The 21119-nt window shown below is 65.3% G+C and carries 22 protein-coding genes; 13 read left to right on the top strand and 9 right to left on the bottom strand.

Features of this window, described 5'->3' with window-relative positions; translation table 11 throughout:
* Nucleotides 1-16: 16 nt before the first annotated feature.
* Together ACVWZM_RS30450 and ACVWZM_RS30445 are read right to left on the bottom strand one after the other, a co-directional pair.
* Nucleotides 17-1282: a D-amino acid dehydrogenase gene (locus tag ACVWZM_RS30450; protein ID WP_076824368.1), complete on the bottom strand. Its 1266-nt coding sequence runs from the start codon at nt 1280-1282 to the stop codon at nt 17-19.
* A gap of 106 nt (nt 1283-1388) precedes the next feature.
* Nucleotides 1389-2717: an aspartate aminotransferase family protein gene (locus tag ACVWZM_RS30445; RefSeq protein ID WP_035631725.1), complete on the bottom strand. Its 1329-nt coding sequence runs from the start codon at nt 2715-2717 to the stop codon at nt 1389-1391.
* 160 nt (nt 2718-2877) lie between these two features.
* Here ACVWZM_RS30445 and ACVWZM_RS30440 point away from each other — a divergent pair, with 160 nt between their 5' ends.
* Together ACVWZM_RS30440 and ACVWZM_RS30435 are read left to right on the top strand one after the other, a co-directional pair.
* Complete coding sequence (locus ACVWZM_RS30440; RefSeq protein WP_018273259.1) at nt 2878-3426, top strand: cupin domain-containing protein; 549 nt, start codon at nt 2878-2880, stop codon at nt 3424-3426.
* A gap of 67 nt (nt 3427-3493) precedes the next feature.
* The gene (locus ACVWZM_RS30435) at nt 3494-5026 is read left to right on the top strand and encodes a lysozyme inhibitor LprI family protein (protein ID WP_083714866.1); all 1533 of its coding nucleotides are present in this window, start codon (nt 3494-3496) and stop codon (nt 5024-5026) included.
* Between the two features lie 301 nt (nt 5027-5327).
* Here the strand turns inward: ACVWZM_RS30435 and ACVWZM_RS30430 are convergent, their stop codons facing one another.
* Nucleotides 5328-6080, bottom strand: a complete 753-nt coding sequence (locus tag ACVWZM_RS30430) for a Crp/Fnr family transcriptional regulator (RefSeq protein ID WP_057015183.1) — start codon at nt 6078-6080, stop codon at nt 5328-5330.
* 187 nt (nt 6081-6267) lie between these two features.
* Between ACVWZM_RS30430 and ACVWZM_RS30425 the strand changes: the two genes are divergently transcribed.
* Nucleotides 6268-6651 carry a hypothetical protein gene (locus ACVWZM_RS30425; protein WP_141342804.1) on the top strand — a complete coding sequence of 128 codons (384 nt, stop codon included), beginning with the start codon at nt 6268-6270 and terminating at the stop codon, nt 6649-6651.
* Between the two features lie 118 nt (nt 6652-6769).
* Nucleotides 6770-7174, top strand: coding sequence for a DUF4864 domain-containing protein (locus tag ACVWZM_RS30420; protein WP_076824372.1), 405 nt, complete (start codon nt 6770-6772; stop codon nt 7172-7174).
* 7 nt (nt 7175-7181) lie between these two features.
* On the opposite strand, the gene ACVWZM_RS30415 is transcribed toward ACVWZM_RS30420, so the two are convergent.
* Complete coding sequence (locus ACVWZM_RS30415; RefSeq protein WP_076824390.1) at nt 7182-8417, bottom strand: MFS transporter; 1236 nt, start codon at nt 8415-8417, stop codon at nt 7182-7184.
* 134 nt (nt 8418-8551) lie between these two features.
* Nucleotides 8552-9019 carry a hypothetical protein gene (locus ACVWZM_RS30410; RefSeq protein WP_244558650.1) on the bottom strand — a complete coding sequence of 156 codons (468 nt, stop codon included), beginning with the start codon at nt 9017-9019 and terminating at the stop codon, nt 8552-8554.
* A 265-nt stretch (nt 9020-9284) separates the two neighbouring features.
* On the opposite strand from ACVWZM_RS30410, the gene ACVWZM_RS30405 reads away from it, so the two are divergent.
* The 5 genes from ACVWZM_RS30405 to ACVWZM_RS30385 all read left to right on the top strand — a co-directional run bounded on the left by ACVWZM_RS30405 (nt 9285) and on the right by ACVWZM_RS30385 (nt 14807).
* Complete coding sequence (locus ACVWZM_RS30405; RefSeq protein ID WP_057015186.1) at nt 9285-9914, top strand: DUF1326 domain-containing protein; 630 nt, start codon at nt 9285-9287, stop codon at nt 9912-9914.
* Between the two features lie 44 nt (nt 9915-9958).
* Nucleotides 9959-10732: a DUF2182 domain-containing protein gene (locus ACVWZM_RS30400; RefSeq protein ID WP_076824374.1), complete on the top strand. Its 774-nt coding sequence runs from the start codon at nt 9959-9961 to the stop codon at nt 10730-10732.
* Nucleotides 10733-11389: 657 nt separating this feature from the next.
* Entirely contained in the window at nt 11390-11686 is a 297-nt protein-coding gene (locus ACVWZM_RS30395) for a hypothetical protein (RefSeq protein ID WP_028341258.1), read from the top strand.
* Nucleotides 11687-12088: 402 nt separating this feature from the next.
* A complete protein-coding gene (gene flhA / locus ACVWZM_RS30390) occupies nt 12089-14221 on the top strand; it encodes a flagellar biosynthesis protein FlhA (protein WP_050383751.1) in 2133 nt (710 codons plus the stop codon).
* A gap of 385 nt (nt 14222-14606) precedes the next feature.
* The gene (locus tag ACVWZM_RS30385; protein WP_016848568.1) at nt 14607-14807 is read left to right on the top strand and encodes a hypothetical protein; all 201 of its coding nucleotides are present in this window, start codon (nt 14607-14609) and stop codon (nt 14805-14807) included.
* A gap of 280 nt (nt 14808-15087) precedes the next feature.
* On the opposite strand, the gene ACVWZM_RS30380 is transcribed toward ACVWZM_RS30385, so the two are convergent.
* The 4 genes from ACVWZM_RS30380 to fliI form a co-directional block, all read right to left on the bottom strand.
* Nucleotides 15088-16056: an anti-sigma factor gene (locus tag ACVWZM_RS30380; RefSeq protein ID WP_076824378.1), complete on the bottom strand. Its 969-nt coding sequence runs from the start codon at nt 16054-16056 to the stop codon at nt 15088-15090.
* A gap of 3 nt (nt 16057-16059) precedes the next feature.
* Nucleotides 16060-16605: a sigma-70 family RNA polymerase sigma factor gene (locus ACVWZM_RS30375; protein WP_028335734.1), complete on the bottom strand. Its 546-nt coding sequence runs from the start codon at nt 16603-16605 to the stop codon at nt 16060-16062.
* 211 nt (nt 16606-16816) lie between these two features.
* The gene (gene fliJ / locus ACVWZM_RS30370) at nt 16817-17236 is read right to left on the bottom strand and encodes a flagellar export protein FliJ (RefSeq protein WP_016848565.1); all 420 of its coding nucleotides are present in this window, start codon (nt 17234-17236) and stop codon (nt 16817-16819) included.
* Between the two features lie 108 nt (nt 17237-17344).
* A complete protein-coding gene (gene fliI, locus ACVWZM_RS30365; protein ID WP_028335735.1) occupies nt 17345-18670 on the bottom strand; it encodes a flagellar protein export ATPase FliI in 1326 nt (441 codons plus the stop codon).
* A 367-nt stretch (nt 18671-19037) separates the two neighbouring features.
* Here fliI and ctrA point away from each other — a divergent pair, with 367 nt between their 5' ends.
* From ctrA to ACVWZM_RS30345, 4 genes are all read left to right on the top strand, one after another.
* Nucleotides 19038-19739: a response regulator transcription factor CtrA gene (gene ctrA / locus ACVWZM_RS30360; RefSeq protein ID WP_016848562.1), complete on the top strand. Its 702-nt coding sequence runs from the start codon at nt 19038-19040 to the stop codon at nt 19737-19739.
* A 166-nt stretch (nt 19740-19905) separates the two neighbouring features.
* A complete protein-coding gene (locus tag ACVWZM_RS30355; protein ID WP_057015189.1) occupies nt 19906-20310 on the top strand; it encodes a DUF350 domain-containing protein in 405 nt (134 codons plus the stop codon).
* 16 nt (nt 20311-20326) lie between these two features.
* Nucleotides 20327-20761: a hypothetical protein gene (locus tag ACVWZM_RS30350; RefSeq protein ID WP_076824380.1), complete on the top strand. Its 435-nt coding sequence runs from the start codon at nt 20327-20329 to the stop codon at nt 20759-20761.
* A gap of 73 nt (nt 20762-20834) precedes the next feature.
* Entirely contained in the window at nt 20835-21089 is a 255-nt protein-coding gene (locus ACVWZM_RS30345; RefSeq protein ID WP_141342805.1) for a hypothetical protein, read from the top strand.
* Nucleotides 21090-21119 lie beyond the last annotated feature (30 nt).

Here is a 21119-nt window from a genome sequence, read left to right as displayed (position 1 = left end):
CGTACAGCGATGCGGCCTACCCGAACCTGACATCGTAGCGCTTGATCGACAGCTCCTTGGTGCCGATCTCGGGCTTCTTCCCCGAGAGCATGTCCGCCAGCACCCGGCCCGAGCCGCAGGCCATGGTCCAGCCGAGCGTGCCATGACCGGTGTTGAGGTGCAGATTGGCAAAGCGCGTGGCGCCGATCACCGGCGGGCCGTCCGGCGTCATCGGGCGCAGCCCGCACCAGAAGGTGGCCCTGGGAAGGTCGCCGCCGCGCGGAAACAGGTCGGTCAGCGAATGATCCAGCGTCGCGCGCCGCGCGGCGTAGAGCTTGGTCGAATAGCCCGAGATCTCGGCGGTGCCGCCGACCCGGATGCGATCGCCGAGCCGGGTGATCGCGACCTTGTAGCTCTCGTCCATCACGGTCGATTCAGGCGCGCCGGACGCGTCCCTGATCGGCACGGTGATCGAGTAGCCCTTGACCGGATAGACCGGCAGCGAGATGCCGAGCGGCCGCAGCAGGATCGGCGAATAGCTGCCGAGCGCCAGCACATAGGCGTCCGCCGTCATCATCCCGGCGCTGGTCGCGACGCCGGTGATCCGGGTCGCGTCCGCATTCAGTCCGTCGATGCCGACATTGAAGTTGAAGCGAACGCCGAGCTTCTCGGCTTCCAGCGCCAGGGCCTGCGTGAACATGTGGCAGTCGCCGGTCTCATCATGCGGCAGCCGCAGCCCGCCGGCGAACTTTTCCTTCACGCCGGCCAGCGCGGGCTCGGCGGCGATGCAGCCCTCGCGGCCGAGCACCTCGAACGGCACGCCGTACTGCTTCAGCACCGCGATATCGTCGCCGGTGTGATCGAGCTGGGCCTGCTCGCGAAACAGCTGCAGCGTGCCGCGCGCACGCTCGTCATAGCGGATGCCGATCTCGCTGCGCAGCGCCTGCAGGCAGTCGCGGCTGTATTCCGCGATCGGGATCATCCGGCTCTTGTTCACCGCGTAGCGCGCAGTCGTGCAGTTGCGCAGCATCTTCAAGAGCCAGAGCCACATCACGGGATCGAGCTTGGGGCGGATCACCAGCGGGCCGTGCTTCATCAACAGCCACTTCACCGCCTTGACCGGCACGCCGGGGCCGGCCCACGGCGATGAGTATCCGGGCGACACTTCGCCGGCATTGGCAAAGGAGGTTTCCAGCGCGGGCTTCGGCCGACGGTCGATCACCGTCACCTCGTGGCCTGCGCGTGCAAGGTAATAGGCAGAGGTGACGCCGATCACGCCACTGCCGAGAACAAGGACCTTCACTTTTCCTCACATCCTGCAGCGAAAACGCAATCGCCGCTGCGAAACCACTCTGCTTCGCAACGGCGACAGCAATTTGTAGAGCCAGCTAATATCTAGCTAGCAATTATCAGGCCACGCGCTTGATGGAGTCGCCGAGGATCGAGACGATGTCGTCGATGTGCGACTTCTCAACGATCAAAGGCGGCGACAACGCCAGCGAGTCGCCGCTCATGCGGAAGTAGAGGCCGCGGTTGAAGCAATCGACCATGATGTCGTAGCCGCGCGCGCCGACGACACCATCGCGCGGCGCGACTTCGACCGCACCCATCAGGCCCTGGTTGCGGATGTCGACCACGTTCGGCAGGCCCTTCAGCGAATGCAGGGCATCGCGCCAGTAGTCGGCGAGCGAGGCGCCGCGGGTCAGCAGAGCTTCGTCCTTGTAGATGTCGAGCGTGGCAAGACCCGCCGCGCAGGCCACCGGATGCGCCGAATAGGTGTAGCCGTGGAACAGCTCCATGGCGTTGTCCGGGCCGACCATCAGCCCGTCGTGGATCTGACGGCTGGTGAACACCGCGCCGCACGGCACGGTGCCGTTGGTGATACCCTTCGCGGTCGTCATCATGTCGGGCGTCACGCCGTAGAAGTTGGCGGCGAACGGGGTGCCGAGGCGGCCGAAGCCGGTGATGACCTCGTCGAAGATCAGCAGGATGCCGTGCTTGGTGCAGAGCTCGCGCAGGCGCTGCAGATAGCCCTTCGGCGCCGGCAGCACCGCGGTCGAACCCGGCACCGGCTCGACGATCACCGCCGCGATGGTGTCGGCGCCATGCAGCGCCACCATCCGCTCGACATCGTCGGCGAGCTCGGCGCCGTGCTCCGGCTGATCCTTGGCGAAGGCGTTGCGGGCGAGATCGTGGGTATGACGGATGTGGTCGACGCCGGGCAGATGGGTCGCGAACTGGCGGCGGTTGGCGACCATGCCGCCGACCGACATGCCGCCAAAGCCGACGCCGTGATAGCCGCGCTCGCGGCCGATCAAGCGGGTGCGGCTCGGCTGGCCGGCGGCACGGTGATAGGCCAGCGCGATCTTCAGCGCGGTATCGACCGATTCAGAGCCCGAATTGGTGAAGAAGACGCGATCCAGCCCCTTCGGGGCGATCTCGGCGAGCCGCTCGGCGAAATCGAACGCCAGCGGGTGGCCCATGTTGAACGAGGGCGCGAAATCCAGCGTCGACAACTGCCGCTCGACCGCGGCCGCGATCTGCGGGCGGCCGTGGCCGGCGTTGACGCACCACAGGCCGGCTGAGCCGTCGATCACCTGCCGGCCGTCGACCGAGGTGTAGTACATGCCCTTGGCGGAGGAGAACAGCCGCGGCGCCTTCTTGAACTGCCGGTTGGCCGTGAACGGCATCCAAAACGAGTCGGTCTTGATGGTGTTCGGAATCTGATGAACGGTCACGGCGGCGCTCCATTGCTGACTGATGCTAGTCGGACCACTCTTCCAGGCACTCAACAAGTCCTTTTCTGCCGCAGCGCAAGCCATTGATCTTGTTGAGGCGGTCTGCCAAGATTTGTTCGATCCGCAACACCTGCAACAAAGATTTGCCAAGGGGACTGCCATGAGCGTCGACATCGGCGGTCGGCTTCGATTCATCCGCGCGCGGCACAAGCTGTCGCAGCGCGAACTCGCCAAGCGCTCCGGCGTGACCAATTCGACGATTTCGCTGATCGAATCCAACCAGATGAACCCGTCGGTCGGCGCCCTGAAGCGCATCCTCGACGGGATCCCGATGGGGCTTGCCGAATTCTTCGCGATCGAGCCGGAGCGGCCGCGCAAGGCGTTCTATCGCGCCGACGAGCTGACCGAGATCGGCAAGAAGCCGATCTCCTATCTGCAAATCGGCGACAGCCTGTTCGGCCGGGCGTTGCAAATCCTGAAAGAGCGCTACGAGCCCGGCAGCGACACCGGCCGGGTGCCGCTGGTGCATGAGGGCGAGGAAGGCGGCATCGTGGTCTCGGGCCGGCTCGAGGTCACGGTCGACGACGAGCGGCGGGTGCTCAACGCCGGCGACGCCTATTACTTCGAAAGCCGCCGCCCGCACCGCTTCCGCTGCATCGGCGCCAAGCCATGCGAGGTGATTTCGGCCTGCACGCCGCCGACATTTTGAACCCGGCGCGCGCGGCGGGCGACCCAAGCCGCAGGGGCCGCATGGCGCGGCCGTGCGGGTGACGTCGATGCCTTGCTCTCCACGGTTTGCGGCCGCCGTCGCGGCCATCGCGGTCCTTGCATCCGGCCCGTCCGTTGCGTTGGACGATGATCTGCGGGCATCAAGCAGCGGGCCGACCGCGATCAGGCTGTGCGGCGATGGCGGCGACGGCACGATCAAGATCGCGGACTGCAGGAAGGCCGGCACCGAAAGGCTGGTGACGCAGATCGACCGGGCGTTCGACGTGGCGCTCGGCAAGATACCTGCGAACATCAAGCCGCTCTTGAAGCGCGACCAGGCCTGGTTCAACGAGATGATCATCGACGCCGCCGAGGTGCTGGCCGATAGCGACGCGGACGAATTGAAGGAGAGCTTTGCGCAAGCCCTGCGCCGCCGCGCCGCCGCGCTTGAGGGAATGGCATCCGGCCGTCCCGGCTTCGCCGGCAACTGGGTCAACGCTTTCGGCAACATCACGCTGACGCCTGCCGGCGGCGGCGCCTATCGCCTCGCCGCCGATCTGCGCGGCGACTATGGCGGCGACCGCAGGCGAAGCTGCAAGCTCACCGCCGACCTGAAGCCTGCGGGGAGTGGCTGGCTCGCCGGCACCGTGGCGATCAATACGGACACGGCGGCCGACAAGCCGAAAGCCGACGCTGCGGCCGCTCCCGCCAGGCCGCCGTCAGTCAAACTCCGCCGCCAGGGCGAGACCTTGCGGATCGTCGGCAGCATCGACGACGAGGAGTGGGACGGCTTCGTCGACTGCTCGTCGATGTGGCAGGTCACCGGCAGCTATTTTGCCGCCGGCAAGGATACGGCATCCGACCGGGCGGACACCGCCTTCGTCGTCCCGACCTTCGACTGCACCAGGCCGGAGACGGCGACCGACGAGGAAATCTGCGCCGACCCTGATCTGGCCGACAACGACCGGCGGCTGAACCGCGCCTGGAAGGCGTTGCAGCCGCACCTCGACGAAGCGACGCGGCGCGCGCTGATCGACGACCAGCGCAACTGGGTGAAGAGCCAGGCGCAGCAATATCCCGAATTCCTGCACCCGGCCTGGAACAAGCAGAGCTCCCAGGTTCACTTCACCGTCGATGCCCGCGACCACGTCGACGAATTGCAGCGCGAACGCCTGGCGCTGCTCGAAGGCTTTGACGACAAGCGCAGCGGACTTGCGGGCATCTGGCTCGCCCATAACGCCATCATCAAGATCACCACCGAGAGCAACGGTACCTTGAAGGCGACGGGATGGAAGTGGGACCAGGGCGACTGGAAGGCCGGCTGCGACTACGAGATGACGGGCAAGATCGTCGGCGGCACGTTCCGCTCCGACGAGCAGCGCAAGAACCCGGACACGCTCGAGCGCGACCACGCCATGCTGATCGTCAACCGGCAGGACGATCTGTTCGCGAAGAAGCGCTACTCGAACAAAGATGGCACCGAGAACAAGGACGCCGACGAAGCGAAGTGCAAGCGCCGGCTTGACAATTCCTCGACCGCGCGGCTGTTTCCCGCCCGTCCCTCGCCGGACATCGATAATTTCAAGGGCTCGATCAGATAGAGCGTCTTCAGGCGAAGTGGATACCGGTTCGCGTGACGAAAACGCGTCAAGACAACGATCCAGAGACCCGTTCCGATTCAATCGGACCGGAATGGCTCTGATCACACGACAGTATCACAGATCGCGCGTCTGCCGGTCGCCCCACGCAATAACGGCGGCAATGGTGGCGAACATCGCGGTGACCGCGATCATGACGAGGATGGTGTCGAGAGGCATGGGTCGTCTCCTGCATGTGATGGAGAGACCTAGCGCGCCTGCGCGCGCATCGCCTTGTGCTGGATCAAAAGCCGACGCCGCAGCGTCAGCTCGCGCCGCTCAGCTTGAGCCGTTCGAGGTCGAGCAGCCGCACGCCATCGGGCACGATCAACACCACCTTCTCGCGCGCAAGGCGGGTCAGCGTGCGGCTCACCGTCTCGATGGTGAGACCGAGATAGTCGGCGATGTCCTGCCGGCTCATCGGCAGCGGCACGGTAACGGACACGCTTCCGATCCGGGCGTATCGCGTCTGCATGTGGAGCAAGAATGCAGCGATCTTTTCCTCGGCACTGCGCCGTCCGAGCAGCAACATCTGGTCCTGCGCCAGGCTCAACTCGTGCCCCGCGAACTCATGCAGGCGGCGCAACAGATGCGGCTTGCCGTCGACATAGGCGAGGAACGCCGATCGCACGAAACGGCAAACCGCGACGTCGTTGACCGCCTCCGCGGTGACGCCGTAGCGGTCCTGAAGCGCAAGTCCGAGGAAGTCGCCCGGCAGCGCGAAACCCACGATCTGGCGGCGGCCGTCGGGCAATGATTTGTAGAGCCGCACGACCCCGTCGGTGACATTGAACACGCTGCCCGCCAGCGCACTCTGCTCGAACAGCGTCGTTCGTGCCGGAACCTGCTTTGCCTGGCTGATCCGGTCGAGCTCCTCGAGTTCGGACGGCTCCAGCGCAGCGCAGACGCTGAACAGCCTGACCTTGCAGTCCTCGCAACCATTCGTGGCGCGGCCGTGCCTGCAGTCGGAACGCGTCGCGCCTGCACAGGAATCCTGCAGTGGCTCGGCAATGCTCATGGCTTCGGGTGTCCGCTTGGTTAGGTGCGTGGCACTATCAACCCCGATTTGATCTGGATCAACCGCCGGCGGCATTGATGCAGATCAATGCTGCGCCGCGCTTTCCCCAGCAGTTTCGCCATCATCGGGGAATCCGGCGATGAACGAGCAATTCCAGGCACTTCCGATCGACCATCAGCATGCGATCGTGGCCTATCCGCTGGTGTTCATGCATGATGCCAGTATTACCACGGATCAGTGGCTGCGGTTCGTGCGCCGGCGCTGCCGCGGCAGCTCGCCCGAGACCGGGCTGATCGCGATTCGCGATCGCCGCGGCGTGATCCATGCCCTGTTCAGTTACCGCATCGACAACGACCTGCGCGTCCGCAAGCGGCTCAGCATCGGCGACCTGATCGTCGCGCATCTGCCCGGCTCGCGCATCGACGACGCGGTGTCGAACGTCATCGCCGAGGTTTCGGCGCAATACGGTTGCCAGATCGTCACCATCGAGCAGCCATTCGCAACGCGTCATGCGCGGCACGCCGGATGCCCGACTGCCGAGGCGCTGCGGCACCATCGGCGCGTCAACTGACATCGCGCTGCGTGGCCGTTCGGAGCCAGCCGCCGAATGCGCCTGCTCCGTTGCCGCCGTGGTCGTGCGGGAGTAGCCTTGCGGCGGCTGGAAGGTCGACTGTCGACGGTGCCACCGCATGCGCATCATCCTGATGTTCGTCGCTATTCTGCTCGGCTCGCTCGCTCCCGCAGCGGCCGACGACGTCGGCGCCGCGCAGGCCGTGATCCGCGCGCAGGAGCAGGCGTTCGGCCGCGACGACGCCGCGGCGGCCTATTCGCATGCCGCGCCGGCGATCCGGCAGATCTTTCCGCAAGCCGACATCTTCATGTCGATGGTGCAGAACCAATACGCGCCGGTCTATCGGCACAGGAGCTTCGAGTTCGGCGAGGCGCGCAGCGACGGCGGCCGGATCGCACAGCGCGTCCATATCGTCGACGCCAATGGCGAGGCGTGGGAGGCGCTCTACACGCTGGAGCGGCAGGCCGACGGCAGCCTGAAGATCACCGGCTGCTCATTGCTCAGGGCCGGCCAGGCGGTGTGATCGAGAATTACGCCAGCGCCACCCGCTGCCGCGAGCGCATCATGAGCAGCAGAATGATGCTGACATTGAGCAGGTTCCAGGCGAGGCCGTTGGCGAAGGCGGCGGCATAGGAGCCGGTGGCGTCGAAGATCACGCCCGAAATCCAGCCGCCAAAGGACATACCGAACACCGAGGCGAAGATCACGATGCCGATCCGCGTCGCGGCCTCCGACGCCGGCATCGCCTCGCGCACGATGATCGCGTAGCTCGGCACGATGCCGCCCTGGAACAGGCCGAACATCGCCGAGATGATGTAGAGCGAGGTCAGGCTGTCGAAGAACAGATAGAACAACAGCGCCGCGCCTTGCGCGATCGAGCCGATCAGCAGGGTGCGGATGCCGCCGATCCGGTCGGCGAGGAAGCCGGAGCCGATCCGGCTGATGATGCCGAAGCCGAGCATCAGCGACAGCATCTCGGCGCCGCGCGCCACGCCGTAGCCGAGATCGCCGCAATAGGCGACGATATGGACCTGCGGCATCGACATCGCCACGCAGCAGGAAATCGACGCCAGCGACAGGATCGCGGTCAGCGCGTTGGTGGAAAGCTTGAGGTCGACCCGCGGTGGTGCCGCGTTGCCATGGCTGCGCCTGGTCGCTGCGCCCATCAACACGCGCAGCACCATGAGTGCGAGCAGCATCGAGATCGCGGTGAAGATGCCGATTGCAATATGGGTGGTGCGCCAGCCGACACTCTGCATGCCGAAATTGACCAGCGGCGGCCACACCGTACCGCCGACGTAATTGCCGCTCGCGGCGATCGCGACCGCGAGGCCGCGGTAGCGCTCGAACCAGTGCGACGCCTCCGCCATCAACGGGCCGAAGGTCGCCGCCGACGACAGACCGATGGCAAAATGCAGTAGGATGAAGGCCCAGATCGACGGCGCGTAGCCGGCGCCGACATAGCCGAGGCCGAGGATGCCGATCCCGGCGCCGATCGCCGCGACGATGCCGTAGCGGTCGCTGATCTTGCCGGTCACGACCTGGCCGAGGCCGAAGCCGAGCATCACCATGGTGAAGGCGAGCGAGGCCGTTCCGCGGGTCGCGCCGAAGTCGGTCTGCACCGCCGGCAGCGCCACCACGACCGACCACATGCCGACGCTGCCGAGCGAGCCGATCACCACGGCCACGACAAGGCGCAGCCACGCCCGGCGCGAGTCGGGAATGAACGTAGCGACTTCAGGGGAAAATTCAGAAGAAATTACCACGGCAGGCGGAACTTCGTCGGCATTTGCCTCCGGGTCAAGCCACATTGCCGAGAGATTAGGCATGCGCCAGCAAGGGGACGCCGCCCCTTGAAACGGCACGCTCCGCGGCGGATTCGCGCGCGGCTAGCGTCGCATCAATTCCCGAAGTTCGGGTCCTGCGACTGGAACGGGCCGCATTCGGCGCGTTTCGCAAACCGCTGATCGAAATCGACCGTGCCCCCGCCCACCGGAATCTGTGTCGGCGGCAGTCCCCTTGTGTACTGGTCGACGGTCACCATCTTCTTGTCCGCGCTCATCGTGACGCGAACCGGCTCAAGCGGCTTGCCCTTGTTGGCCTCGGTCAGGTCGAGCGCGTAGTAGCCGATCACCGTCTGGCCGGCGCGCAGGCCTTGGCCTGCCAATGCAACCGATAGCGGTAGATAGACCTCCATCCTGACGCCTTCGCCGTCGCACGCCAGCATGCGCATCATGGCGGCGTCCTGGCCCGGAGGCTTTGCGGCAGCACCCGTCGCGACGGAAAGGGTGACAGCCGCGACAGCCCCGAAACCACCAATCCAGGGTTTGCCGGTCGTCGCCGCCGCACGGTCTCCTTGGCTTGTCATGGAATCCCCCGACACGAAGCGACTTGCTCGGTATTTCGTCTGACGTCGAGGCTGGGACGTTCAATCCCGGTCCGTCCTCCCTCCCCGATCGGCGCCTCCGTGCGCCGCCGCGGCGATGTTTGGGCGATCGGGCGTCAGCGCTTCCTGTACCGCCGGACCGGTTGCTGCTATGATCCCGGCCTACTTGAACTGATCCGGTTTTTTTGAAGCGGAAGGCATTCTGAAGCGCCTGCATTGATCACCGACAGTCATATGGAGGTTTGCCATGGCTTCTGACTGGCGTCTCGAAGGCGAATGGATCAAGAACTGCAATTGTGCGTTTGGCTGCCCCTGCGATTTCAATGCGCTGCCGACGCATGGTTCCTGCAAAGGCATGGTCGGCATGCGGATCACCAAGGGGCATTTCGGCAGCACCAAGCTCGACGGCCTGGTGTTCGCGGCAACCGTCGACTTTCCCGGCGCGCTTCACGAGGGCAACGGGCAGATGCAGCCGATCATCGACGAGCGCGCCACGGCGGAACAGCGCGAAGCGCTGTTCAACATCCTGTCCGGCAAGAATTCGGCCGAAGGCACGCTGTTCCAGATCTTCAGCCTGATCGTGACCAAGATCCATGATCCGGTGTTCGTGCCGATCGAGTTCTCCTTCGACAAGAACGGGCGCGTCGCCAAGCTCGTCGCCAAGGGCGTGCTGGAGACCGAGGTCGAGCCGATCAAGAATCCTGTCACCGGCACGCCGCATCGCATCCAGGTCGTGATGCCGGAGGGGTTCGAGCACAGGGGGGCCGAGGTGGCCTCCTCCAACATCCGCTCGACGGGGGCGATCAAGTACGAGACCAAGGGCTCGCACAGTTCGCTCGCCAACGTCGTGCAGACGCCGGACGGCGTCGCGGCCTGACACAGCCGGGCGCGGTTCGGCCGTTCGGCTGCTGGGATCCCAACATGAGCGAGACATCGGCGCTCGAAAACGTCCTGCGGCATGACCGCCTGATCTTTGCAGGCGGCATCGCCGCGGTGATGGCGCTGGCCTGGGCCTATCTCCTGGCCGGCGCCGGCATCGACATGAGCATGGCTGATATGCCGATGGATCCGACGCCATGGACGCCTTCCTATGCCGTGCTGGTGTTCGTCATGTGGTTGACGATGATGGTCGCCATGATGATCTCGAGCGTCGCGCCGATGGTGCTGCTGTTCGCCGCCCTGAAGCGCAAGCAATCGGCAACGCCCTCTCCCTTCGCTGAGGCCTGGATCTTCCTGTGCGGCTATCTCGCGATCTGGGCCGGCTTTAGCCTCGCCGCGACGCTGGCGCAATGGCAACTCGACCTCGCCGGCCTCTTGTCGATGGCGATGGCTGCTACCAGCGCGACGCTCGCCAGCGGCGTCCTGCTGCTGGCCGGGCTCTACCAGTTCACGCCGCTCAAGCGCGCCTGCCTGCGCTACTGCCAGAGCCCGGTGCTGTTCCTGAGCCGGCACTGGCGACCGGGCACGGCCGGTGCGCTGCGCATGGGGCTGCGGCACGGCCTTTATTGCCTCGGCTGCTGCTGGTTCCTGATGGCATTGCTGTTCGTCGGCGGCGTGATGAACCTGCTCTGGATCGTCGGCATCACCGTCTACGTCGCCTGCGAGAAGCTGCTCCCGGTCGGCCACCGCCTCAGCTATGCCGCCGGCGCCGCGTTGATTGTGGCGGGACTGATCGTGCTCGTGCATACGACTTGAGAAAGTGTCCGGACGTGTAGGAATATCGATCGCGCGACGGCGATCATCCTGTCGAAGAAGATTGAAAGCAGTGCGAGCTGGTTCACACTTGCCAATCGTCATCCGTGCCAAGATCGTTCGGACGGTGGATTGTGCGTCGCAGGCCGGCAGCGCTGCTTGTGACGGAACTGACGAGCGACAGACGCTCGCGTGCTGGCGTCAAGCCAGATGCCCCACGCCCCCGGCCGTCGCACCGAGAGAACCGCATGCATTTCATCGGAGGTACATCATGCATACCTTGCCCGCAGAATGGCTACCCGTTTCAACTGCGCCAGCAGACCGGGATCTCGAAGTCTGTGTCCTGGACTATGATGGAATGGTCCATGCGCTCGTGTTCCCCTGCCACAAGGACGGCGCCGACTGGGTCGTTGGTTCAAATGACCACGTCCATGTTCAACCGACGCATTGGCGCAGTTGGACTGAGCCCGCCTAAAGCGGGCCTCTGCACCGCCGGGCGGACCCGGCGCAGGGCCGCCGGGGACGCTCCATGGCGCCCGGACGAGTTACCGCCATCGCGCCGCACGGGCACGAGCCCCGGTGCGGCGTCAATCTCGCGCCAGCCCATGAAATCGGCTAGACTTGTCGCGTGAGGTTCAAGGGTGGGCCAGGAGGCTCGTCATGGAATCACACGTGATCCCCTTTGAAAATCGCTGGACCAACGGCAAGCATGCCTGGGAGTGGCACTGCGAGCTCGAGCGGCTGGGCGTGCCGACGGTCCGGACGATGTACTGCGAGCATGAAACGCACCGTCGCAACAAGTCGGCGGTGGTGTTCGACATCCCCGCGGGCTTTGTCCACGACTGGCTGGCCTTTCATGACCGGCGCGCCGCCCGGCAGCAGTTCTTGTGGCGCGCCAGTGTCATCACGCTCGGCATCATCGCCGCATCGGGCGTCGTGCTCGGTGCGCTCAGATAGAGGCCGCAAGGCCTGCGGCCTCATCCGTGGCCATCCTTCGAGACGCCCGCCTTTGGCGGGCTCCTCATCAGGATGACGCGTTGTTGCGGGGCAAAATCCTGGTCTGGACCCTCATGGTGAGGGCGGCGCATCTTGACCACGAGGCCCTCTCACCCCGGCCGCGAATCCCCCTGCCGGCGCCTGCGACGACCCGTGCGGTCGCGCGAAAGCCCTTATTAACCCTTTGCTAACCATACACCCGGCAAGAATTGCCGAGTGAAGTCGAGTGTCGTCGAACGCGTCTAACGGGTGGAGATCCCCGTGAACGCCAGCGCGGTGCCTCACTTTCGGAACGGCGGCCCTGCGGCCGTCGCGCAGACGCTTGGCGGCCGCAGCCGCCAGTCGCGGGGGAGAGCGGCTACCATGGTCGACGTCACGGCGGGTCAGGGCACGGCAGGCAAGAGCGGATTGCCGAGCCTCGGCGAGATCGGCGACATCCTGAAGCGCGGCGATATCGCGCTGGCGATCGGCGTCCTCACCATCCTGGTGGTGCTGATCCTGCCGCTGCCCTCGATCGTGCTCGACCTTTTCCTGGCGGTCTCGATCACGGTCTCGATCCTGATCCTGATGACCTCGCTGTTCATCCAGGCGCCGCTGGAATTCTCGTCGTTTCCGACCATCCTGCTGATCTCGACCATGCTGCGGCTGTCGCTGAACATGGCCTCGACCCGGCTGATCCTGAGCCACGGCCATGAGGGCACGGCGGCCGCCGGCCACGTCATCGAGGCGTTCGGCAACTTCGTGATGGGCGGCAACTTCGTGATCGGCATCATCGTGTTCGCGATCCTGGTGATCGTGAACTTCGTGGTCATCACCAAAGGTTCGGGCCGCATCGCCGAAGTCGCCGCACGCTTCCAGCTGGACTCGATGCCCGGCAAGCAGATGGCGATCGACGCCGACCTCTCCGCCGGCCTGATCGACGAGAAGGCCGCCAAGGAGCGCCGCAAGGCGCTGGAAGACGAGAGCGGTTTCTTCGGCGCCATGGACGGTGCCTCGAAATTCGTCCGCGGCGATGCCATCGCCGGTCTTTTGATCGTCGGCATCAACATCGTCGGCGGCATCATCATCGGCGTCGCCCAGCAGGGCCTCTCCTTCAGCGAAGCCGCCCGCACCTACACCGTGCTGACGGTCGGCGACGGCCTCGTCACCCAGGTGCCCGCGCTGATCGTGTCGACCGCCGCCGGCCTCCTGGTCTCCAAGGCCGGCATCACCGGCGCCGCCGACAAGGCGCTGATGCGCCAGCTCTCCGGCTATCCGCAGGCGCTCGGCATGTCGGCCGGCGTGATGCTGGTGCTGGCGCTGCTGCCGGGCATTCCGACGCTGCCGTTCCTGGCGCTGGGCTCCGGCGCCGCGGTGCTAGCCTGGAACGCACGCAAGCAGAAGCGGGCTGCGAAGGCGGCCGAAACGGCAGCCGCCGCCGCCCCTGCTGCAGCCGCGGCCGCCGCCGCTGCGGCCGCGGAGGAGCCGATCGCCGCCGCGCTCAAGATCGACGACCTCAAGATCGAGCTCGGCTACGCGCTGCTGCCGCTGGTCAACGGCCCCGACGGCACCGACCGCCTGACCGAGCAGATCAAGGCGCTGCGCCGCTCACTGGCCATCGAGATGGGTTTCGTGATGCCGGCGGTGCGCATCCTCGACAACGTCCAGCTCGAAGCCAACAGCTACGTCATCAAGATCAAGGAAGTCGACGCCGGCACCGGCAAGATCTGGCCGAGCCAGTTCATGGTCATGGACCCGGCCGGCAACCAGGTGCAACTGCCCGGCATCCACACCATCGAGCCGACCTTCGGCCTGCCGGCGACCTGGGTCGACGCCGGCCTGAAGGAAGAGGCCGCGCTGAAGGGCTACACCGTGGTCGACGCCGCCACGGTGCTGTCGACGCATCTGACCGAGCTGCTCAAGACCAACATGGCGGACCTGTTGTCCTACGGCGAGGTGCAGAAGCTCTTGAAGGACCTGCCGAAGGAGCAAGGCGAGCTGATCAAGGACATCGTGCCGGGCCAGGTCACGGTGTCGGGCATCCAGCGCGTGCTGCAATTGCTGCTCGCCGAGCGCATCTCGATCCGCGATCTCTCGACCATCCTCGAAGGCATCGCCGATGCGCTGGCGTTCTCGCGCAATCCGGCCACCATGGTCGAGCACGTCCGTGCCCGGCTGGCCCGCCAGATCTGCGCGCAAAACACCTCGCCGAACGGCTATTTGCCGCTGATCGCGCTGTCGGCGCGCTGGGAGCAGGCGTTTGCGGAGTCGATCGTAGGCACCGGCGACGACCGCAGCCTGGCGATGCAGCCCTCGAAACTGTCGGAGTTCATGACCGCCGTGCGCAACGCCTTCGAGCAGGCGGCGCGCGAGGGCGAGGCGCCGGTCCTGGTGACGTCGGCCGCGATCCGGCCGTTCGTTCGCTCACTGGTGGAACGGTTCCGCTCGCAGACCACCGTCCTGTCGCAAGCCGAGATCCATCCCAGGGCCCGGCTGAAGACGGTCGGCAGCGTCTAGAGCCTGTTGTTCCGGAGCGTTTTCTGCACGCGGGACGGGCGTCCAGCTCGCGCGAAAACGCGCTAGCGGCCGCAAATCACTTGGGTTTTCGTCTGTGCTTTCTCGCCACAGGCAACTGATTTATGCAGACAGGTCCGGAACGGCCCTATCTGGGATGCAGCATCCCAGCACAATCCCAAGACACTGATATTAAATAGCTTTAATGCGCTTTGGATTACCAAAGGGTCATTTTTGATCGCGCCCGATCACGTCTCATCACGGCCTTGTGATGGCCTCTAGGGAACGGAATCGGCAAATCCTACGTTAGCGGGGCACGAGACGTTGAACCGGACAACAGACCGAACCGACAGATTTACTGAGAGCAGGAAGGCGGCAGGAGACTTCCATGAACCACTCGATCTACAGCGCCGATCGTATGACGCACCTGAAGATTGTGGTCGTGGCGTTGTTCGCCGGTATCCTGGTCGCGGGTTTCGGCATCGCGGCACATAATTCGTCGGATGAGGGATACACGCAGACGGCGCGGGTCATGAAGGCCGGCAAGCCCGTCGCGATCACCAGCTCCAGCAACTCGCTGGTCCGCTAACAGGAGAGTTTCACGAATTCACGTAGTGTTCTTTACAGCCCCCCAAAGTCGCTGCGTGGATATTTAAGACCCCCAACTACCCCCAAGTTGACTATCGAAAACGCCCGCTCCCCACGGGCGTTTTCTTTTTTGCGGGTGGTCGACGCGACATCTTATCCACGTCATTGCGAGCGCAGCGAAGCAATCCACTGTCACCGCTCGTGCGGAAGGATGGATTGCTTCGCTGCGCTCGCAATGACGGACGGCCACCATCGGCAACCTCTGACGATGGGCGGCCGGCCTATCGCGGCGGCGAAGCCGACGCGCCCGGCACGGTCTCGATCAGCTTGCCGGTGAAGATCGGCGCCGAGGTCGGCTGGCCGTTCGGCGAACCGCCGGCCTGTTCCACCGTCACCGCGTAGGTGGCGCCGTTGATCACGTCGGGATCGTAGCCCGACAGCACCGGGCGCGCGGTGAAATCATCGGCGCCGATCACGCCGAGCGAGCGCGGCTGCGGCAGCTTGTCGGAGATCAGCCAGAGCTCAAAGCTCTTGCCGGGCTCCGACGGGGCGCCGACCTTGCGGACGGTGAAGTTCTTGGTGGCGCCGTCGATGGTCATGATGAAGGCCGGCCCGCCATTCGGCCCCTGCAGCAGCGCGACATATTGCGCCGACGGCGTCAACGCCGGCGCCGGCGTCTTCACTTCGACGGTCTGGATGCGCGGCTTCGGCCGGATCGCATTCGGCAAGGCGTCGGGCTTGTAGATCTGCAGGCCGAGCGTCACCAGCAGCGCGGCCGCGATCGCGGTCGCGGCCGACGCGATGCCGCGCCAGCGTTTCACGCGGCCCGTCAGCGCGGTCACGTTGCGTTCGTCGAAGATGACCCGCGGCGGTCGGGCCTCGGGCAGCCTCCGGGGCTCGGGCGACTGCGCAGGCTCCGGATCGAACGCCGAGCCGAATTCGGGATCGTCTGTGACTGGCGAAGGCGGCGGCGTCATCGTCGTGGCCGGCGTCTCGGGCAGCACCAGCGGCGCCTGCGGCGCGCTCGTGGGGCCGATCGCCGCCTTGATGTTGTCCCAGACCACCGGACGCGGCTCGACCAGGCCGACCATCTGATTCAGCGGCCCGAGCCTGAACTGCCAGGCCTGCACCAGCGCTGCGAACTCGCTGTCGACGGCCATCATGGTCTCGACCTGCGCGCGCTCCTCGGCATCGAGCGTACCGAGCGCATATTCCGCGGCGAGCGCGATATGGTCTTCGCTATAGGCCATCAATCAGAGTCCAAGACACTCCCGGATATCCATCAGGCTGCGGCGCAGCCAGGTCTTCACCGTGTTCACCGGCGTCTCGAACTTTGCGGCGAGTTGCTCGCGGCTCCAGCCGTTGTAATAGGCGAGCAGCACGAGCTTCTGACGATCCGGCTCCAGACGACCGACGCACTCCAGCAATCGCTTCAACTCTTCCGTCATCTCCCGTCGCGCCAGCGGATCGGGCTGGTCGGCTGCGACCTCCATCGCCGCCGGCTCTTCCTCCAGCGAGGCCTCGCCGCGCTTGCGCACCACGTCGATGGCGCGGTTGCGCGCGATCGACGTCATCCACGTGATCGGGGACGACAGGGCTGGGTTGAACTGCCCGGCGCTGTTCCAGATCTTGACGTAAGCCTCCTGAATGACCTCCTCGGCGAGGTCCTGTCGCCGCAAGATACGGAGCACGACGCCGAAGAGTTTCGCGCGGGTCGCGGCGTACAGCCGCTCGAAGGCGGCCTCATCCCCCTTGGCGACGGCGGCGATCAGCCAGACCAGCTCAGCCGGCGTCAGCATCTTGCGCCCTCCAAGCCCCGATCCCCCATCGCGTCATTGCCACCGTGCTGCCGATCATCCGTCCTGACCGGTGGTAGCATATTTTGGGACACCACGATCCGCCAAGGGGCTAACAAGTGGCCGGCAAGTCGGCGGCTTGTGGACAGCGCCCAGCAAAAAGCCCGGGCGATCGGCCCGGGCTCTCAATCTGGTCAGCGGAGGGAGCGAGGGTTCAGGCGATGACGCCGAGACGGGCCCGCATCAGGCCGATCGAATCCATGTCGGCTTGTTCGCGAGCGCTCTCCTCCGCGCGTTCGCGCGCCTGGTCGCGCTCGTCGAGCAGCTCGACCTTCTTCAATTCCTCGAATGCCTCCGACAGCAGCGCCTTGGCGTCGTCCAGCTGGGCGCGCAGTTCGTCGGCCGAACGGGTCAGGTTCTCGCGGCGCTGGATCGCGGCCTTGGCATAGGTCGGATAGGCGAAGTGCGTGGGGTCGTTGATCCCGGCGCGCTCCTGCTCGGTCTGGATCTCGCGCTCGAGCTCGACCGACATGCGCTGGAAGTCGGCGATCATGCCTTCGATCTGGGTAACCCGACGGCGCTTCTCGTCAACCTGAAATTTCTTCAGACGGATCAGCGTTTCACGTGACTTCATCGACTCATACTCCCCAGAAGTCCCAAATCTGAACGCGGGACAGAGCCGGCTCCCCGCTGGGCCCCGCCGGCATAGCTATGGTGTGCCGGCGATGATGGCCTGACAAAGTTAGCGTTCCGTTTCCAAACCCGACAGGATTTGAGCCAGTTGCCGGTAGCCGTCGGGAAGGCTGGTGGACTCGTCCTTGGCCTGGCGCAGGTAGGCCTCGAGTGGCTCATGCAGCCGGATCGCCTCGTCGACCTCCGCGCTGGAACCCGGCCGGTAGGCCCCGAGCCGGATCAATTCCTCCATGTCGGCATAGGTCGCCATCACCTGCCGCGCCTTGTTGATGTAAGGCAGGAAGTTGGGGTCGGCCGACCGCGGCATGGTGCGCGACACCGACTTGAGGATATTGACCGCGGGATAGCGGCCGCGCTCGGCGATCGCCCGCTGCATCACGATATGGCCGTCGAGGATGCCGCGCACCGCGTCCGCGATCGGCTCATTGTGATCGTCGCCGTCGACCAGCACCGTGAAAATCGCGGTGATGGTGCCGTCGCCGGTGCCCGGCCCTGCCCGCTCGAGCAGCTTCGGCAATTCGGTGAACACGGTCGGCGTGTAGCCCTTGGCGGTCGGCGGCTCGCCCGCCGAGAGGCCGATCTCGCGCTGCGCCATCGCAAAGCGCGTCACCGAATCCATCAGGCACAGCACATCCTGGTCCTCGTCGCGGAAATATTCCGCGATGGCGAGCGTCAGATACGCCGCCTGGCGCCGCATCAGCGCCGGCTCGTCCGAGGTCGCGACCACCACGACCGAGCGCGCCAGCCCCTCCTCGCCGAGATCCTCCTGGAGGAATTCCTGCACCTCGCGGCCGCGTTCGCCGATCAGCCCGATCACCGAGATCGCGGCATCGACGTTGCGCGCCAGCATCGACAGCAGCACCGACTTGCCGACGCCGGAGCCGGCGAAGATGCCGAGCCGCTGGCCGCGGCAGCAGGTCAGGAACGTATTGAGACCGCGCACGCCGAGATCGAGCGGCGGGCCGACCCGCTTGCGCGAATGCGCCGGCGGCGGCGAGTTGCGGTAGGACATCGGCGAGGCGCCCTGCACCAGCGGGCCCTTGCCGTCGATCGGCTCGCCCATCGCGTTGACGACGCGGCCGAGCCAGGCCGGCGACGGCCGCACCTGGCTCGCCGCATTGGCGATCACCGCGCGGCAACCGCGCCTCACGCCATCGAGCCCGCCGAACGGCATCACCACCGCGTTCTCGCCGGAGAAGCCGATCACCTCGGCGGGGATGAAGCGGCCCGCGCCGACGTCGATCACGATGCGGGCGCCGACCGACATCGCGTGAATGGGGCCCGCGATCTCGACCATCAGCCCGCGGACGCCGACCACGCGGCCATAAATATTGACGCCGTCGATGTCGCCGATCTGCTCCGCGAGCGCCTTCATTGCGAAAACCTTAAGTTTCCGCTTTTTTGCTCCGGCCGCTTAACTTCGTGTTTACCCGCATCATTAATCATTGCGTCACTGTCTTTGGTGACTGAGGTCGCTTGCCCATCAGAAGAAGGGCGAGTCGCGAGAGTCGGTTAGGCCCGTCTCTTAATGTGGAAACTGAACGGACGCGGTTAGGAAAAGCTTCTTCTACGCAATATCTTAGGGCGATTCGACAAAAATTGCACGGTTAGAGCTTGCGCGGAGGAATCAGTTTTTGTTAACCATATCTCGTCAGGATCCGAATCAGTTGTTCAAAGGCGTTTTGTGAGTGCCGCAAGTGCGGCCGACCTGACGCCCGGAGCGGCGACTATAGGGGACTGGCATGCGCGTTTTGCTGATTGAAGATGACAGCGCCGTCGCGCAGTCGATCGAATTGATGCTCAAGTCCGAGAGTTTCAACGTCTACACGACGGACCTCGGCGAAGAGGGCGTCGATCTCGGCAAGCTTTACGACTACGACATCATCCTTCTCGACCTCAACCTGCCCGACATGTCCGGCTACGACGTGCTCAAGCAGCTGCGGGTGTCGAAGATCAAAACTCCCATTCTGATCCTCTCCGGCCTCGCCGGCATCGAGGATAAGGTCAAGGGTCTCGGCGTCGGCGCCGACGACTACATGACCAAGCCCTTCCACAAGGACGAGCTGGTCGCCCGCATCCACGCGATCGTGCGCCGCTCCAAGGGTCACGCCCAGTCGGTCATCCAGACCGGCGATCTCGTGGTCAATCTCGACACCAAGACGGTCGAGGTCGGCGGCCAGCGCGTGCACCTGACCGGCAAGGAATACCAGATGCTGGAGCTGCTCTCGCTCCGCAAGGGCACCACCCTCACCAAGGAAATGTTCCTCAACCATCTCTACGGCGGCATGGACGAGCCGGAGCTGAAGATCATCGACGTCTTCATCTGCAAGCTCCGCAAGAAGCTCGCCAATGCCTCCGAAGGCCGCAACTTCATCGAGACCGTGTGGGGCCGCGGCTACGTGCTGCGCGAGCCGCACGAGGCCGACGAGCGCATTCCCGCCTGACCTTCCGGGCCCGCAGAGAACCGCAAGGTTCGCTCCTTTCGACCTGAACCCCGCCGCAAATGGCGGGGTTTTTGTTTGGATTGAACCGGCTCTCGGCATGCGCCGACCAAGGGAACGTGCAATCCTGCCTCGCGCGAATCCCGACGAACTCCCGGACCGCCCCGACATGATCCTGCAATCCCTCGCCGGCCTGCCGGCGTTCCTGGTCTATTTCTGCACGGCGCTGATCGCCGTGGTCGCCTACCTCTTCGTCTACACACGCGTCACACCGCATGACGAATTCCAGCTGATCCGCGACAACGATCCGGCGGCGGCGATTGCGCTGGGCTTAAGCCTGCTCGGCTTCGTGCTGCCGGTGGTCAGCGCGATCGCCCACTCCGCCAATGTGGTGGACTGCCTGATCTGGAGCATCATCGCGCTGATCGTGCAGATCATCGTCTATTACATCGTGAAGATCCCGGTGCCGAACCTGTCGGGGCGGATCGCCTCCGGCGAAATGGCGCCGGCGATCTGGCTCGGGCTGTCCTCGCTGGCCGCAGGCGCGCTGAACGCGGCCTGCATGATCTACTGAGCCGTTGAACCAAACCATGGCGCGCAAACCGAACCCGGACTTCGGCAAACGGCGACCGGTCGTGCCGGCGGTGCCGACGCCGCCGCGGCCGGATGCGCCATCCAAGCGCACCAACCACGTCGCGCTGCTCTTGATGGGAACGCTCGCGGTCGGCGGCAGCGCCTACGCGCTGATGCCGCGGCCGAATTGCCAGCCGGTGCCGCCGACACCGCCGGGCGTCACCGCACCGGGCGTCGTCACACCGGTCCCGCCACAACCAGGCGTCGACTGCACAACGCGCAGCTCATCGTCCGGATCGGGCGGCAGCAGCGGCTCGTCGCGCAGCAGCTTCTACAGCGGCAGCCCGTCGTCGAGCGGCACCTCCTCTTCCTCGAGCTCGTCGTCTAGCTCGTCGGTGAGCCGCGGCGGCTTCGGTTCGTTCGCGCATGCTTTCGGCTTCAGCGGCAGCTGATGCATGTTGCCGTGTCATCGCCGTGTCATCGCGCTTTCGCTTGCCCGGCGAACGCAGCTGATGGAAACTCGCCATGGCTCCGCAGACGGCAAGGCAGGGATTGGCGTTCATGAAACGCTCGCGCCGGGTATGGCTGAAATTGATGGGAAGTATCGCGATCGGCGCGGCGTCGATCGGCCTGACGCCAAGCCATGCCCGCAGCCACCACCATGCAGGACACGGAACGAAGGGAAAATCGGCGGAACGGTTGCCCTCCGGCGGCTTCGGCGGCGCGCCGCGCACCATCGCCCGCTACGGCGACGACGATCCGTCGCATGGCGGAAGCTGACACCAGGCTGACGAGCGAACGCGGTTTCCC

The sequence above is a fragment of the Bradyrhizobium sp. USDA 4501 genome, assembly GCF_054062115.1.
This window is presented reverse-complemented; position numbering and strand designations above follow the sequence as displayed.